The 12,721-nt window shown below is 58.1% G+C and carries 15 protein-coding genes and 1 pseudogene; 14 read left to right on the top strand and 2 right to left on the bottom strand.

The window, feature by feature from the left end; translation table 11 throughout:
- Positions 1-95: 95 nt before the first annotated feature.
- Genes rluC through sppA form a run of 3 tightly spaced genes read left to right on the top strand, consistent with a single transcriptional unit; the run spans position 96 to position 2,719 of the window.
- A complete protein-coding gene (gene rluC, locus AAEZ09_RS17690; RefSeq protein ID WP_045061729.1) occupies positions 96-1,058 on the top strand; it encodes a 23S rRNA pseudouridine(955/2504/2580) synthase RluC in 963 nt (320 codons plus the stop codon).
- Positions 1,045-1,707, top strand: a complete 663-nt coding sequence (locus tag AAEZ09_RS17685; RefSeq protein WP_045061728.1) for an HAD-IA family hydrolase — start codon at positions 1,045-1,047, stop codon at positions 1,705-1,707. The genes rluC and AAEZ09_RS17685 overlap by 14 nt, the downstream gene beginning before the upstream one ends.
- A 22-nt stretch (positions 1,708-1,729) precedes the next feature.
- Complete coding sequence (gene sppA / locus AAEZ09_RS17680) at positions 1,730-2,719, top strand: signal peptide peptidase SppA (protein ID WP_045061727.1); 990 nt, start codon at positions 1,730-1,732, stop codon at positions 2,717-2,719.
- 23 nt (positions 2,720-2,742) lie between these two features.
- Here sppA and AAEZ09_RS17675 read toward each other — a convergent pair whose 3' ends face one another.
- A complete protein-coding gene (locus tag AAEZ09_RS17675; protein ID WP_045061726.1) occupies positions 2,743-3,321 on the bottom strand; it encodes a Maf family protein in 579 nt (192 codons plus the stop codon).
- A 105-nt stretch (positions 3,322-3,426) separates the two neighbouring features.
- Here AAEZ09_RS17675 and AAEZ09_RS17670 point away from each other — a divergent pair, with 105 nt between their 5' ends.
- The 10 genes and pseudogenes from AAEZ09_RS17670 to tmk all read left to right on the top strand — a co-directional run.
- Positions 3,427-3,954: a YceD family protein gene (locus AAEZ09_RS17670; protein WP_004371317.1), complete on the top strand. Its 528-nt coding sequence runs from the start codon at positions 3,427-3,429 to the stop codon at positions 3,952-3,954.
- A gap of 13 nt (positions 3,955-3,967) precedes the next feature.
- Positions 3,968-4,150, top strand: coding sequence for a 50S ribosomal protein L32 (gene rpmF, locus AAEZ09_RS17665; protein WP_008152339.1), 183 nt, complete (start codon positions 3,968-3,970; stop codon positions 4,148-4,150).
- Positions 4,151-4,154: 4 nt separating this feature from the next.
- On the top strand, positions 4,155-5,165 hold the full coding sequence (plsX, locus tag AAEZ09_RS17660; RefSeq protein WP_350600210.1) for a phosphate acyltransferase PlsX: 1,011 nt from the start codon (positions 4,155-4,157) through the stop codon (positions 5,163-5,165).
- Between the two features lie 125 nt (positions 5,166-5,290).
- Positions 5,291-6,229 (top strand): ACP S-malonyltransferase, encoded by a 939-nt coding sequence (gene fabD / locus AAEZ09_RS17655; protein WP_350600209.1) that lies wholly within the window; start codon positions 5,291-5,293, stop codon positions 6,227-6,229.
- A 16-nt stretch (positions 6,230-6,245) separates the two neighbouring features.
- Positions 6,246-6,989, top strand: a complete 744-nt coding sequence (gene fabG, locus AAEZ09_RS17650) for a 3-oxoacyl-ACP reductase FabG (RefSeq protein WP_350600207.1) — start codon at positions 6,246-6,248, stop codon at positions 6,987-6,989.
- A gap of 191 nt (positions 6,990-7,180) precedes the next feature.
- Complete coding sequence (acpP, locus tag AAEZ09_RS17645; protein ID WP_004371293.1) at positions 7,181-7,417, top strand: acyl carrier protein; 237 nt, start codon at positions 7,181-7,183, stop codon at positions 7,415-7,417.
- Positions 7,418-7,524: 107 nt separating this feature from the next.
- On the top strand, positions 7,525-8,769 hold the full coding sequence (fabF, locus tag AAEZ09_RS17640) for a beta-ketoacyl-ACP synthase II (protein WP_045061722.1): 1,245 nt from the start codon (positions 7,525-7,527) through the stop codon (positions 8,767-8,769).
- On the top strand, positions 8,769-9,584 hold the full coding sequence (gene pabC, locus AAEZ09_RS17635) for an aminodeoxychorismate lyase (protein ID WP_350600206.1): 816 nt from the start codon (positions 8,769-8,771) through the stop codon (positions 9,582-9,584). Before fabF ends, pabC begins: the two co-directional genes overlap by 1 nt.
- A 3-nt stretch (positions 9,585-9,587) precedes the next feature.
- A complete protein-coding gene (mltG, locus tag AAEZ09_RS17630) occupies positions 9,588-10,802 on the top strand; it encodes an endolytic transglycosylase MltG (protein WP_350600204.1) in 1,215 nt (404 codons plus the stop codon).
- A gap of 19 nt (positions 10,803-10,821) precedes the next feature.
- Positions 10,822-11,148, top strand: a pseudogene (gene tmk / locus AAEZ09_RS17625) (dTMP kinase); the annotation flags it as partial.
- 303 nt (positions 11,149-11,451) lie between these two features.
- On the opposite strand, the gene AAEZ09_RS17620 reads toward tmk, so the two are convergent.
- The gene (locus AAEZ09_RS17620) at positions 11,452-11,565 is read right to left on the bottom strand and encodes a helix-turn-helix domain-containing protein (protein ID WP_350600203.1); all 114 of its coding nucleotides are present in this window, start codon (positions 11,563-11,565) and stop codon (positions 11,452-11,454) included.
- A gap of 497 nt (positions 11,566-12,062) precedes the next feature.
- Here AAEZ09_RS17620 and AAEZ09_RS17615 point away from each other — a divergent pair, with 497 nt between their 5' ends.
- Positions 12,063-12,647 (top strand): hypothetical protein, encoded by a 585-nt coding sequence (locus tag AAEZ09_RS17615; RefSeq protein WP_350600201.1) that lies wholly within the window; start codon positions 12,063-12,065, stop codon positions 12,645-12,647.
- Positions 12,648-12,721: the final 74 nt, after the last annotated feature.

Below are 12,721 nucleotides of genomic sequence, written 5' to 3'. Positions count from 1 at the left end.
TGGTCCGCTGTCCAGGCCGCTTTTGGCGGCGTTCGCGACTATAGCAGTAATGATTAAGTGCTTCAATTCCATAAAAAATTGATATCATCTGCGCCATGACGACTACTGCCCCCTCGACCCCAAGCGTACAACTGCTTGAGGTCTCGCCGGAATATGCCGGCCAACGTATTGATAACTTCCTTCTCGCTCGGCTCAAAGGCGTGCCCAAGACCTTGATCTATCGCATTTTGCGTAAAGGCGAAGTGCGAGTGAACAAAGGTCGGATCAAGCCCGAATACAAGCTGCAGGCGGGCGATATCGTGCGCGTGCCGCCTGTGCGCGTGCCCGAGCGCGACGAGCCGGTGCCGCTGGCACAAGGCCTGCTGCAGCGCCTCGAAGCCTCGATTATCTTCGAGGACAAGGCCCTGATCGTGATCAACAAGCCTTGTGGTATTGCGGTTCACGGCGGTAGCGGTCTGACCTACGGCGTGATCGAAGCCTTCCGTCAGTTGCGCCCCGATTGCAAGGAGCTCGAGCTCGTTCACCGACTTGACCGAGACACCTCTGGCCTGCTGATGATTGCCAAGAAACGCAGCATGCTGCGTCACTTGCACACGGCCTTGCGCGGTGATGGCGTGGACAAGCGCTACATGGCGCTGGTTCGTGGCAACTGGGCCGCCTCGATCAAGCAAGTCCGTGCCTCGCTGGGCAAGAGCAACCTGCGTTCCGGCGAGCGCATGGTCGAGGTCGACGAGGAGGAGGGCAAGGAGTCCGTGACCGTGTTCAAGGTGCTAAGGCGCTTCGGCGACTTTGCGACCATGGTCGAAGCCAGGCCAATCACCGGCCGCACCCACCAGATCCGCGTGCACACCCTGCATGCCGGGCACTGCATCGCTGGCGACCCGAAATACGGGGATGAGGGTTTCAGCAAGGAAATCCGCGACCTGGGTGGCAAGCGACTGTTCCTCCACGCTTATCTGCTGACCGTGCCGCTGCCTGATGGTGGCGAGCTGAAGTTGCAGGCGCCGGTGGATGAAATGTGGGCCAAGACTGTGGAGCGCCTGAGTGCACCCCTCTGATTGCAAACTGCTGATATTTGACTGGGACGGGACGCTCGCGGACTCCATCGGGCGGATTGTCGAGGCCATGCATGTGGCCTCAGAGCGCTCAGGATTTGAGCTGCGCGATGATTTTGCCGTCAAGGGCATCATCGGTCTCGGTTTGCCGGAAGCGATTCGCACCCTGTACCCGCACATCAGCGAGGGTGAGCTGATCGCCTTTCGGGGGTATTACGCCGATCACTACATCGCCGCCGAAGCCGTGCCTTCGCCCTTGTTCGAGGGTGTGCTCGAGTCGATGGAGGCCTTTCGCGCCGAGGGTTATCATCTGGCTGTTGCAACCGGCAAGGCCCGTCGCGGGCTCGACCGGGTATTGAAGGCACACGGCTGGGAAAAATATTTCGACATCACTCGTGCGGCGGATGAAACTGCCAGCAAGCCCCATCCTCTGATGCTGGAGCAGATCCTCGCGCACTGCGACGTTCGCCCGGAGCAGGCAATGATGGTTGGCGATTCCTCTTTCGACCTGCAGATGGCCCGCAACGCCGGTATGGCGTCGGTAGCGGTCAGTTACGGCGCTCAATCGATCGAGGCGCTGAAGCTGTTCGAGCCGCGACTGGCGATTGATCGTTTTTCAGAATTGCATGCCTGGCTGAATCAACAGGCTTAACAGGTTTTTTGGGGTAGATGGCATGACCGACGAATGGAAGGCGCCCGCCAAGGCGGATGCGCAGAGCGGTGACGAGAAAAGCTGGAAGTTGCTGGAAAAGACCTTGTTGGCCAGCGTGCAGGAACAGCGCCGGTCCCGTCGCTGGGGGATTTTCTTCAAGCTGCTGACCTTTGTGTACCTGTTTGGCGCTTTGATGCTGTTCACGCCGCTGATGGACATGGAAAAAGCCGCCACTCGCAGTGCCAACTACACCGCGCTGATCGAGGTCACTGGTGTGATCGCCGACAAGGAGCAGGCCAGCGCCGATAACATCGTTGGCAGCCTGCGAGCGGCCTTCGAGGATGACAAGGTCAAGGGCGTGGTCCTGCGGATCAACAGCCCGGGCGGCAGCCCGGTGCAATCAGGCTATGTGTACGACGAGATTGTTCGCCTGCGTGCGCTGCATCCTGATACCAAGGTGTATGCGGTTATCTCCGACCTGGGGGCGTCCGGCGCTTACTACATTGCCAGTGCGGCCGATCAGATCTACGCGGACAAGGCCAGCCTGGTGGGGTCCATCGGCGTGACTGCGGCCGGTTATGGTTTCGTCGGCACCATGGAGAAGCTGGGCGTGGAGCGCCGGACCTATACGTCTGGCGAGCACAAGTCCTTCCTCGATCCGTTCCAGCCGCAGAAGCCTGATGAGACTCGGTTCTGGCAGGGCGTGCTCGATACCACCCATCAGCAATTCATCAATAGTGTGAAGAAGGGTCGTGGCGATCGCCTGAAAGACAAGGAGCACCCGGAGCTGTTCTCTGGCTTGGTCTGGTCGGGTGAGCAGGCGCTACCGCTGGGGTTGATCGATGGCCTGGGCAGTGCCAGTTCGGTGGCTCGCGATGTCATTGGCGAGAAAGAACTGGTGGATTTTACCGTTCAGGAGTCGACGTTCGACCGCTTCTCGAAGAAGCTCGGCGCCAGCGTGGCTGAACAATTGGCGATGTGGATGGGTTTCAACGGCCCGTCGTTGCGTTAAGCCGTTTAAAAGATCTTTTGCTTTCAAGGGACTTGTAAGCCCTCGACCAGCAGCATATCGATCAGCCGAATCAGCGGCAGGCCGATCAGGCTGGTGGCGTCAGGGCCTTCGGTGCGCTGAAACAGGCTCACCCCCAATCCTTCGGCCTTGAAGCTGCCTGCGCAGTCGTAGGGCTGCTCTGCATGCAGGTAACGCTCGATGCTTGCCTGGTCGAGGGTGCGCATGTGCACCGTGAACGGTACGCAATCCACCTGGCAATGCCCGGTCTGGCTGTTGAGCAGGGCCAGGCCCGTGAGAAAGGTCACGCTGGCGCCGCTGGCGGCGAGTAACTGATCCCGCGCGTTCTCGAACGTGTGCGGTTTGCCGATGATGCGCTCGCCGAGCACCGCGACCTGGTCGGAACCAATGATCAGGTGGTCGGGAAAAGTGCCAGCCAGCGCCTGGGCTTTTTCTCTGGCGAGGCGCTTGACCAGTTCAATGGCCGGCTCTTGCGGGCGATGACTTTCATCGATATCTGGCGAGCTGCAGACGAACGGCAACCGCAGGCGGGCCAGCAATTCCCGGCGGTAAACCGAGCTTGAAGCGAGTAATAAGGGCAGCATGCGCAACTCCAGAAGTCAGTTGCGAATTCTAGCGAGGCTTCCAAGTGACGCACAGGGCTGAATTTCCTTTGACATGGCTGGGTGCATCCCTATAATGCTGCGCCTATGTTGAATGACCCGATTCCACCTCACGTTGACCCGCGCAAATTGGCTGACCGTGGCACCACCCTTCAAGGTGAACTGCTGCTGGCCGATTTGGAGAGACTCTGCGACCCGCTTTCCGACACTGTCGGTACGGTGCAGGCGAAATTCGTTTTTGAACGAGATGAACGTAAGTCTGTGGTAATCCACAGTTTTATCGACACCGAAGTCAAAATGGTTTGCCAGCGTTGTCTTGAGCTGGTCACCCTGCCGATCCATAGCGAATGCAGTTATGCTGTGGTAAAGGAGGGTGCGAATACCCAGTCGTTGCCGAAAGGTTATGACGTGCTGGAACTGGGCGAAGATCCATTGGATCTGCAGTCACTGATCGAGGAGGAGCTTCTGCTCGCCTTGCCCATTGTGCCTGCTCATCATCCGGAAGAATGCCAGCAGCCGGCGGGTCTCGATGAGCCCGAACCGAGCGAGGACGAGGTAACGCGGTCCAACCCGTTCAGTGTATTGGCGCAGTTAAAGCGTGACCCAAACGTTTAGGAGTTAATCAATTATGGCTGTTCAGCAGAACAAAAAATCCCGCTCTGCCCGTGACATGCGTCGTTCGCACGACGCCCTGACGGCAAGCACTCTGTCTGTAGAAAAAACCACCGGTGAAATTCACCTGCGTCACCACGTATCGCCAGAAGGCGTATACCGTGGCCGTAAAGTGATCGACAAGGGCGCTGACGAGTAATCACTTGTCTGCTCAAGTCATCGCGATTGACGCAATGGGCGGGGACTTCGGTCCCCGCAGCATTGTTCAGGCCAGCCTCGCTTGTCTGAATGCTACGCCCTCGCTGCACCTGACCCTCGTCGGTCAACCCTCTCTCCTTGAAGAATTGCTCGCTGGCCAATCGGCTGCGGATCGCGTGCGCCTGTCTATCGTGCCCGCCAGCGAAGTCATTACCATGGACGAGAAACCGGCCCAGGCATTGCGTGGCAAGCCGGATTCGTCGATGCGCGTCGCGCTGGAGCTGTTGCGCGATGGCAAGGTCCAGGCCTGTGTCAGTGCCGGTAATACCGGGGCGTTGATGGCGTTGTCACGATTCGTGCTCAAGACCTTGCCGGGCATTGATCGGCCGGCGATGGTGGCGGCGATTCCGACGCAGACGGGCTATTGCCAGCTGCTCGACCTCGGGGCCAACGTCGATTGCAGCGCCGAACACCTGCTGCAGTTTGCGGTGATGGGCTCGGTGGCGGCCGAGACGCTGGGTATCGTCCGCCCGCGAGTCGCGTTGCTGAACATCGGCACCGAGCACATCAAGGGGAATCAGCAGGTTAAGCTGGCCGCCGCTTTGTTGCAGGAGGCGCGGGGCATCAACTACATCGGTTTTGTCGAGGGCGACGGCCTGTATCGCGGTGAAGCGGATGTGGTGGTCTGTGACGGCTTCGTCGGCAATATCCTGCTCAAGTCCAGCGAAGGCCTGGCCACCATGATTGCCGGGCGTATTGAAGCGTTGTTCAAGAAGAATCTCGCTTCGCGCATGGTCGGTGCCCTGGCGTTGCCGTTGATGAGGCGCCTGCAGGCCGATCTGGCCCCTGCGCGACACAATGGCGCGAGCTTTCTCGGCCTGCAGGGCATTGTGGTGAAAAGTCACGGCTCGGCCGGGGTTCAAGGATTTCAGAGTGCTATATCCCGCGCGTTGATCGAGATCCAGGAAAACCTGCCGGAACGCATCCACGGTCGTCTGGAGGATTTGTTGCTTTAGGCGTTTTCGTCGGACAATGCTTAAATGTGACCGCTCAGTTCAATTGGCCATCCAACTGTCAGTTTCTTGCGTCCCCCAGTCGGGACGTCAATTCTCCGACGACAAGATCATTAGGGGCTTGTTACATGTCTGCTTCCCTCGCATTCGTCTTTCCAGGACAGGGTTCGCAGTCCCTCGGCATGCTGGCCGAGTTGGGCGCGCAACATCCGGTTGTCCTTGAAACGTTCAAAGAAGCTTCCGATGCCCTCGGTTACGACCTGTGGGCGCTGACCCAGCAAGGGCCGGAAGAGCAACTCAATCAAACCGACAAGACCCAGCCGGCCATCCTGACCGCCTCGATCGCCCTGTGGCGTCTGTGGCTGGCAGAAGGTGGCGCGCGTCCGGCCTACGTGGCCGGTCACAGCCTGGGTGAGTACAGCGCTCTGGTTGCTGCCGGCAGTCTGAGCCTGGCTGACGCGGTCAAGCTCGTCGAGCGCCGTGGCCAGTTGATGCAGGAAGCGGTTCCGGCCGGGCAGGGCGGCATGGCCGCCATCCTCGGTCTCGACGATGCTGACGTGCTGGCAGCCTGCGCTGAAGCAGCGCAAGGTGAAGTGGTCAGTGCCGTCAACTTCAATTCCCCGGGCCAGGTCGTCATCGCCGGTGCCAAAGCGGCGGTTGAGCGCGCCATTGATGGCTGCAAGGCTCGTGGTGCCAAGCGCGCCATGCCGTTGCCGGTCAGCGTGCCGTCCCATTGCGAGTTGATGCGTCCGGCTGCCGAGCGTTTCGCTGAATCGATCGCCGCGATCGACTGGCAGGCCCCGCAGATTCCAGTGCTGCAGAACGTCAGCGCAGCAGTGCCGGCTGATCTGGAAACCCTCAAGCGCGATTTGCTCGAGCAGCTCTACAAGCCTGTGCGCTGGGTCGAGTCTGTGCAGGCGCTGGCGGCCAAGGGTGCGACCCAACTGGTCGAATGCGGTCCTGGCAAAGTGCTGGCCGGTTTGAACAAGCGTTGCGCCGAAGGCGTGGCAACCTCCAACCTCAATACCCCAGACGCTTTCGCTGCCGCCCGTGCAGCGTTGGCCTGAATCAGGAGAAACTTGCATGAGTCTGCAAGGTAAAGTTGCACTGGTCACCGGTGCAAGCCGCGGTATCGGCCAGGCCATAGCCCTGGAACTGGGTCGTCAGGGTGCCATCGTCGTGGGTACTGCGACTTCCGCATCCGGCGCCGAGCGCATTGCTGCAACCCTGAAGGAAAACGGTATCCAGGGCACTGGCCTGGAACTCAATGTGACCAGTGACGAGTCCGTCGCCGCCGTGTTGGCTAGGATCGCCGAGCAGTTCGGTGCACCGGCGATCCTGGTCAACAATGCCGGTATCACCCGCGATAACCTGATGATGCGGATGAAAGATGACGAATGGCATGACGTCGTCGATACCAACCTGAACAGTCTGTTCCGCCTGTCCAAGGGCGTTTTGCGTGGCATGACCAAGGCGCGTTGGGGACGAATTATCAGTATTGGTTCGGTTGTGGGTGCCATGGGCAACGCAGGCCAAGTAAACTACGCTGCGGCCAAGGCCGGTCTGGAAGGTTTCAGCCGTGCGCTGGCGCGTGAAGTCGGATCGCGTTCGATTACGGTAAACTCGGTGGCCCCAGGGTTCATCGACACCGATATGACTCGCGAACTGCCCGAAGCGCAGCGTCAAAACCTGGTTACACAGATTCCGCTGGGTCGTCTGGGGCAAGCGCAAGAGATCGCGTCTGTGGTCGCTTTTCTTGCATCCGACGGTGCGGCTTACGTTACTGGGGCTACAATCCCGGTGAACGGCGGGATGTACATGAGTTAAATGTGACGGACTGCTTCAAAAAAATGTCATACGAGCTGTCTAAAATCCGTTATAAAGCTGCAATCTATTTATAGGCATCGGGCTGCAGGGTTAGAGGAGTGAAGCTTTCAGTTGAAAAACTGAAAAGTCTTTCTATACACTTACCCACTGGCCAGCTGCCTGAATTTGTCCATTAGGAGTGAAAACAAGGTATGAGCACCATCGAAGAGCGCGTCAAGAAAATCGTTGCCGAGCAACTGGGCGTTAAGGAAGAAGAAGTGACTAACAGCGCTTCCTTCGTTGAAGACCTGGGTGCTGACTCCCTTGACACCGTTGAGCTGGTGATGGCTCTGGAAGAGGAATTCGAGACCGAAATCCCTGACGAAGAAGCTGAGAAGATCACTACTGTACAAGCTGCAATCGACTACGTTACCAGCCACCAGGCGTAATAGTTTGTAGTCGTTGTTTGCTGTCATGGAAAAACCGCACTGCCTCCTGGCGTGCGGTTTTTTCTTTAGGCCTGATGCAAAGTCGTCATTTGAAAAAGGAGAGTGCTGTGTCGCGTAGACGCGTCGTAGTCACCGGTATGGGTATGTTGTCGCCACTGGGCACGGATGTGCCAAGCAGCTGGCAGGGCATTCTGGCTGGCCGCAGTGGCATTGGTCTGATCGAACACACCGACCTTTCTGCCTATTCCACCCGTTTTGGCGGTTCGGTAAAGGGCTTCAATGTCGAGGAATACCTGTCGGTCAAGGAAGCGCGCAAGCTCGACCTGTTCATTCAATACGGTCTGGCCGCAGGGTTTCAGGCAGTAAAAAATGCAGGCCTGGAAGTAACCGATGCCAACCGCGAACGCATCGGCGTCGCCATGGGCTCGGGCATTGGCGGCCTGACCAACATCGAAGAAACCAGCCGTACCCTGCATGAATCCGGACCACGACGGATTTCGCCGTTTTTCGTGCCCGGCTCGATCATCAATATGATTTCCGGATTCCTGTCCATCCACCTGGGAGCACAGGGTCCCAACTACGCCATCGCCACGGCCTGTACCACGGGTACGCACTGTATTGGCATGGCGGCACGCAACATCATGTATGACGAAGCCGACGTGATGATCGCCGGTGGCGCCGAGATGGCCGCTTGTGGCCTGGGCATGGGCGGCTTCGGTGCCTCCCGGGCACTGTCGACCCGCAACGACGAGCCTGCCCGTGCCAGTCGTCCATGGGACAAGGGGCGTGACGGCTTTGTGCTGTCCGACGGTGCTGGCGCGCTGGTACTTGAAGAACTGGAGCACGCCAAGGCTCGCGGTGCGACCATTTACGCCGAGTTGATCGGTTTTGGCACCAGTGGCGATGCGTTCCACATGACTTCGCCACCTGCCGATGGTGCGGGTGCTGCACGCTGCATCACCAATGCCTTGCGCGATGCGAAGATCAACAGTGACCAGGTCCAGTACATCAACGCCCACGGCACTTCGACTTCGGCCGGTGATCTTGCCGAAGCCTGTGCGATCAGGTCGGTGTTTGGTGATCACGCCTACAAGCTGGCCGTCAGTTCGACCAAGTCCATGACCGGTCACCTCCTGGGGGCCGCGGGCGCGGTTGAAGCGATCTTCAGTGTGCTGGCAATCAACAGCCAGGTGGCGCCACCGACCATCAACCTGGACGAGCCGGACGAAGGCTGTGACCTCGACTTCGTGCCGCACACTGCGCGCAACATGGATATCGACGTGGTGCTGTCCAACTCCTTCGGGTTTGGCGGTACCAACGGCTCCCTGGTGTTCCGCCGGTTCGCTGGCTGATGGACTGCTGGGTCGACGGTCAGCCGGCGCACGCTGTGTCGCTGAAGGATCGCGGCCTGGCCTACGGCGATGGTCTGTTCGAGACCATCGCCGTGCGCAATGGCACACCGGTATTGCTGGATCGTCATCTGGTGCGGTTGCTTGAGGGTTGCCAGCGCCTGGCAATCAACCTTGATGGCGCGGTGGTGCGCACCGAGCTGCTGGCCTATGCCCTCGCGCTCGGTGAAGGCGTACTCAAGCTGATCGTCACCCGGGGCGACAGTGCTCGCGGCTATGCCCCGGACCCTGTCGTTGCGGCGCGCCGCATCATGCTGGGCAATCCTCCTGCGATTTATCCGCCAGCCCATGCGGAGCAGGGCGTGCGCCTGTTCCCTTGTGTCACCCGGCTGTCCCTGCAACCCTTGTTGGCTGGTCTCAAGCACCTCAATCGCCTGGAGCAGGTCATCGCCCGTTCCGAGTGGCAAGACGTTGAGCACGCCGAAGGCCTGATGCTGGACCAGGCCGGTCGTGTGGTTGAGGGCGTGTTCAGTAATCTGTTCCTGGTGCGTGATGGTGTGTTGATCACCGCCGATCTCGGTCGCTGCGGCGTCGCCGGGGTAATGCGCGCTGAATTATTGTTTCAAGCTGAGTCTTCAGCGATCCCTGTACAAATCATCGATATCACCCTGGAACAGCTGCAATGGGCCGATGAAGTCTTTGTCTGTAATAGTGTTTATGGCATTTGGCCGGTGCGTGCGTATGCTGCACTGAGCTGGCCGGTTGGGCCACTCACCCGTAAACTCCAAACCATTGCCCGTGCGCTATTGGATGCTTGATTCGTGAGACGTAAATTCTTGCTGCTGCTTGAAACCGGATTGGTTCTGGCAGGGCTGTTATTCGGCTTTTCCGCCTGGAAAATTCATTCGGCGCTGGATCAGTCGCTGAACATCACCCAGGAAGAAATGCTCGAAGTACCCAAGGGTACGACACCCACCCGTACTTTCTACCGACTCGAAGCCGATGGCGTCATCAAGGACGCGTTCTGGCTTCGCGTGTACTGGCGCTTCAACCTCGCCGGACAACCCTTGCACAGCGGCGAATACCGCATGCAGCCCGGCATGACCGTCGAAGGCCTGATCGATTCGTGGAAACGCGGGGACGTGGTGCAGTACAGCGTGACGCTGGTCGAAGGCTGGAATTTCCATCAGGTCCGCGCGGCCCTCGCCAGGGACGAAAAACTCCAGCAGACCCTCGCAGGTTTGAGCGACTCCCAGGTGATGGAAAAGCTCGGCCACCCTGGGATTTTTCCGGAGGGGCGTTTTTTCCCCGATACCTATAGTTTCGTTCGCGGCATGAGCGACATCGAATTGCTCAAGACTGCTTACGAGCGCCTCGACGAAGTACTGGCCAGGGAGTGGAACCAGCGAGCGGCTGATCTGCCCTACGCCGATCCGTACCAGGCGCTGATCATGGCCTCCCTGGTGGAGAAGGAAACCGGTGTGCCCCAGGAGCGCGGGCAGATTGCCGGCGTGTTCGTGCGACGCATGGCGTTGGGCATGCTCCTGCAGACTGATCCAACCGTGATCTACGGCCTGGGCGATCGCTACAGCGGCAAATTGACTCGTGCCCACCTCAAGGAAGCGACGCCGTATAACACCTACATGATTTCCGGCCTGCCACCGACTCCCATCGCCATGGTCGGGCGCGAAGCGATTCACGCGGCATTAAATCCGGTGGCCGGCAGCAGTCTGTATTTCGTTGCCCGTGGCGACGGCAGTCATGTTTTTTCCGATGACCTGGATGCGCACAACAACGCAGTGCGCGAGTACCAGCTCAAGCGTCGCGCCGATTACCGTTCCAGCCCGGCACCGGCCACTGCGCCTGAGGCACCAGCGCCGCAAACACCTGACACCAACAGCGCGGCCGACGAAGCGCCGATTCCTGCCGCATCGCCCAACCCCGATCCCGAGGCTTTGCCCCAGGTCGCACCGCAGGAGCCGCCAGCGGCGCCTGCAGCCGAACCGGACGCCACCACGCCGCAAAGCCCGCAATGACCCTGACTAAGGACTGCCTGTGACTGGCTTGTTTATTACCCTGGAAGGCCCCGAGGGCGCCGGCAAGAGCACCAATCGCGAATACCTCGCCGAGCGCCTGCGCGCCGCCGGTATCGAGGTGGTGTTGACCCGCGAGCCGGGCGGCACCGCGCTGGCCGAGCGAATTCGTGAGGTGCTGCTGGCGCCGGTCGAAGAAGCCATGAACCCGGACACCGAGCTGCTGCTGGTATTCGCCGCTCGCGCCCAGCACCTGGCCGAAGTCATCCGCCCGGCATTGGCCCGGGGGGCTGTGGTGCTGTGCGACCGGTTCACCAACAATTTGTTTTGGAGGGTGGAGGGAGGTAAACCGGTTGGTTTCTAAGCTAAGACAGAACTACTTCCCCTGGAAGCCAAGCAGATTGGGTAAATATGATCGAAAAGCACTGTTTCGCATTTCACCCTAGCACCTTTTCTCTTGAAAAAAGTAAACAGCCTCCTTATCGAGCCGATTTTCAGATAAATGTAAACCTTAGCTCCCACCAAGCTCCTTTTTTTGAGTCCTCACGCCAAACCCTATATCCCCCGTACTGCTGAAACCCAGTAAATCCGGGCTAGACTAGGTTTACATTGACCGTCTTCTGTCAACCATGGTTATGGGACTCTTTGATTCCTACGACTGCCAATACCGATGCACCGTCGACTTCGCCAGCCCGAGCTGCTCCACCACCTCCGCCTGGTTCATTCCTCCAGCCTTTAGCTCCCTTACAGCCTCCGCATTCTTCATGCTCTTTGGCTTCCCACGAGGACGCTGAAGCAAATTTCTGCCAACAAGCTGGCTACGTTAAAGCTCCACATCTCCTTCTGCTTGGAATGCGTCCAACCGATCCCGCGCACGGCTGAGCGTGAGCGCTAAGTCTCGTTTTTGTGTACGGCCATGCAGATGGCTAATCCTTACATCTCTGAAATGCCATCGATTCGAATGGCGGGACGGTTTACAGCGAGAGCTAACATGAGACAGACGTCGCTACTCCAAACCCTGGGTCGTCAGCCTGTTTCGATTAGATCATGCAAAGCCTTGCGAGCTCCCCTATTTCGAGATCCGTGGCGCGGTGGTTCAAGGATGCAGTGGCAGGTCAGCAGTATCGAAATAATTTCACAAGTGCTTAGCCAGTTGGGTTTACCCATCTGGCTGACCTACTCAAAAAAATATTCTGAAATCCGCTAAAGGTTTTTCGAAATTGTTCCGTTTAGTAATTCATGAGCCAACTTCTCGAGAATGCTATGGGCAGTAATAAACGTTTGAAATCCAGCCTCACCTTCAAGTCATCTGAAACGTTCATGTTCCCAGGAACGAATGAAGATTTTCGTACGACTGTCAAACTCACTGCGTCGCAGCTGGTACGGGTACGGCTGCACGATTTCAACATCAGTTTTACATCTCTTCAGGCACATGATGTGGGGTTGGGTTTAATAGAGGCAATCATTAACACCAATGATCATGATGAAAGTGAGTCGGATAAGTCAAAACATCAAACGAGTCTCGAGTTTTGGCGCACTCTCAATCAGCGCAATGTAACGTTCGGATCGCCACAGCAATCCGATTTGCTCCAAGTTGTCAGCACAGGAGGAGAGTTCCTCATTGTCGGAACTCTGTTGGATCCTGAACCCATTATAGAACTTGAAGACGATGAGGAGGCCTATTACGATTTGCAAATCGGGCTGGAAGGACAATGCATTTATTTAAGTTTTGGTTGGGTTCGCTGGACGTTTGCCCACAGTGAGGCAAAATGGCTAGCAGAGCAATTATTGACTGCCGCATTTTTGGCAACAAAGTCGGCAAGGGTAATTTTGCGGGAAGAGGTATAGCTGAGTCCTTTAGATTTGATTGTAATACCGGCCTGTGAAAATTTTATGTGCGATATTTCTGACGATTTCGTTGA

Origin of the sequence: Pseudomonas sp. 65/3-MNA-CIBAN-0223 (genome assembly GCF_040310425.1) — a bacterium.
In the GTDB taxonomy this organism is placed as follows: domain Bacteria; phylum Pseudomonadota; class Gammaproteobacteria; order Pseudomonadales; family Pseudomonadaceae; genus Aquipseudomonas; species Aquipseudomonas gregormendelii.
This window is presented reverse-complemented; position numbering and strand designations above follow the sequence as displayed.

What these genes read in the sequence shown, in the direction of transcription:
- rluC (WP_045061729.1), top strand. Translation starts at nt 96, where the DNA reads ATGACGACTACTGCCCCCTCGACCCCAAGCGTACAACTGCTTGAGGTC.
- sppA (WP_045061727.1), top strand. Translation starts at nt 1,730, where the DNA reads ATGACCGACGAATGGAAGGCGCCCGCCAAGGCGGATGCGCAGAGCGGT.
- AAEZ09_RS17675 (WP_045061726.1), bottom strand. Translation starts at nt 3,321, where the DNA reads ATGCTGCCCTTATTACTCGCTTCAAGCTCGGTTTACCGCCGGGAATTG.
- AAEZ09_RS17670 (WP_004371317.1), top strand. Translation starts at nt 3,427, where the DNA reads ATGTTGAATGACCCGATTCCACCTCACGTTGACCCGCGCAAATTGGCT.
- rpmF (WP_008152339.1), top strand. Translation starts at nt 3,968, where the DNA reads ATGGCTGTTCAGCAGAACAAAAAATCCCGCTCTGCCCGTGACATGCGT.
- fabD (WP_350600209.1), top strand. Translation starts at nt 5,291, where the DNA reads ATGTCTGCTTCCCTCGCATTCGTCTTTCCAGGACAGGGTTCGCAGTCC.
- fabG (WP_350600207.1), top strand. Translation starts at nt 6,246, where the DNA reads ATGAGTCTGCAAGGTAAAGTTGCACTGGTCACCGGTGCAAGCCGCGGT.
- acpP (WP_004371293.1), top strand. Translation starts at nt 7,181, where the DNA reads ATGAGCACCATCGAAGAGCGCGTCAAGAAAATCGTTGCCGAGCAACTG.
- pabC (WP_350600206.1), top strand. Translation starts at nt 8,769, where the DNA reads ATGGACTGCTGGGTCGACGGTCAGCCGGCGCACGCTGTGTCGCTGAAG.
- AAEZ09_RS17620 (WP_350600203.1), bottom strand. Translation starts at nt 11,565, where the DNA reads ATGAAGAATGCGGAGGCTGTAAGGGAGCTAAAGGCTGGAGGAATGAAC.
- AAEZ09_RS17615 (WP_350600201.1), top strand. Translation starts at nt 12,063, where the DNA reads ATGGGCAGTAATAAACGTTTGAAATCCAGCCTCACCTTCAAGTCATCT.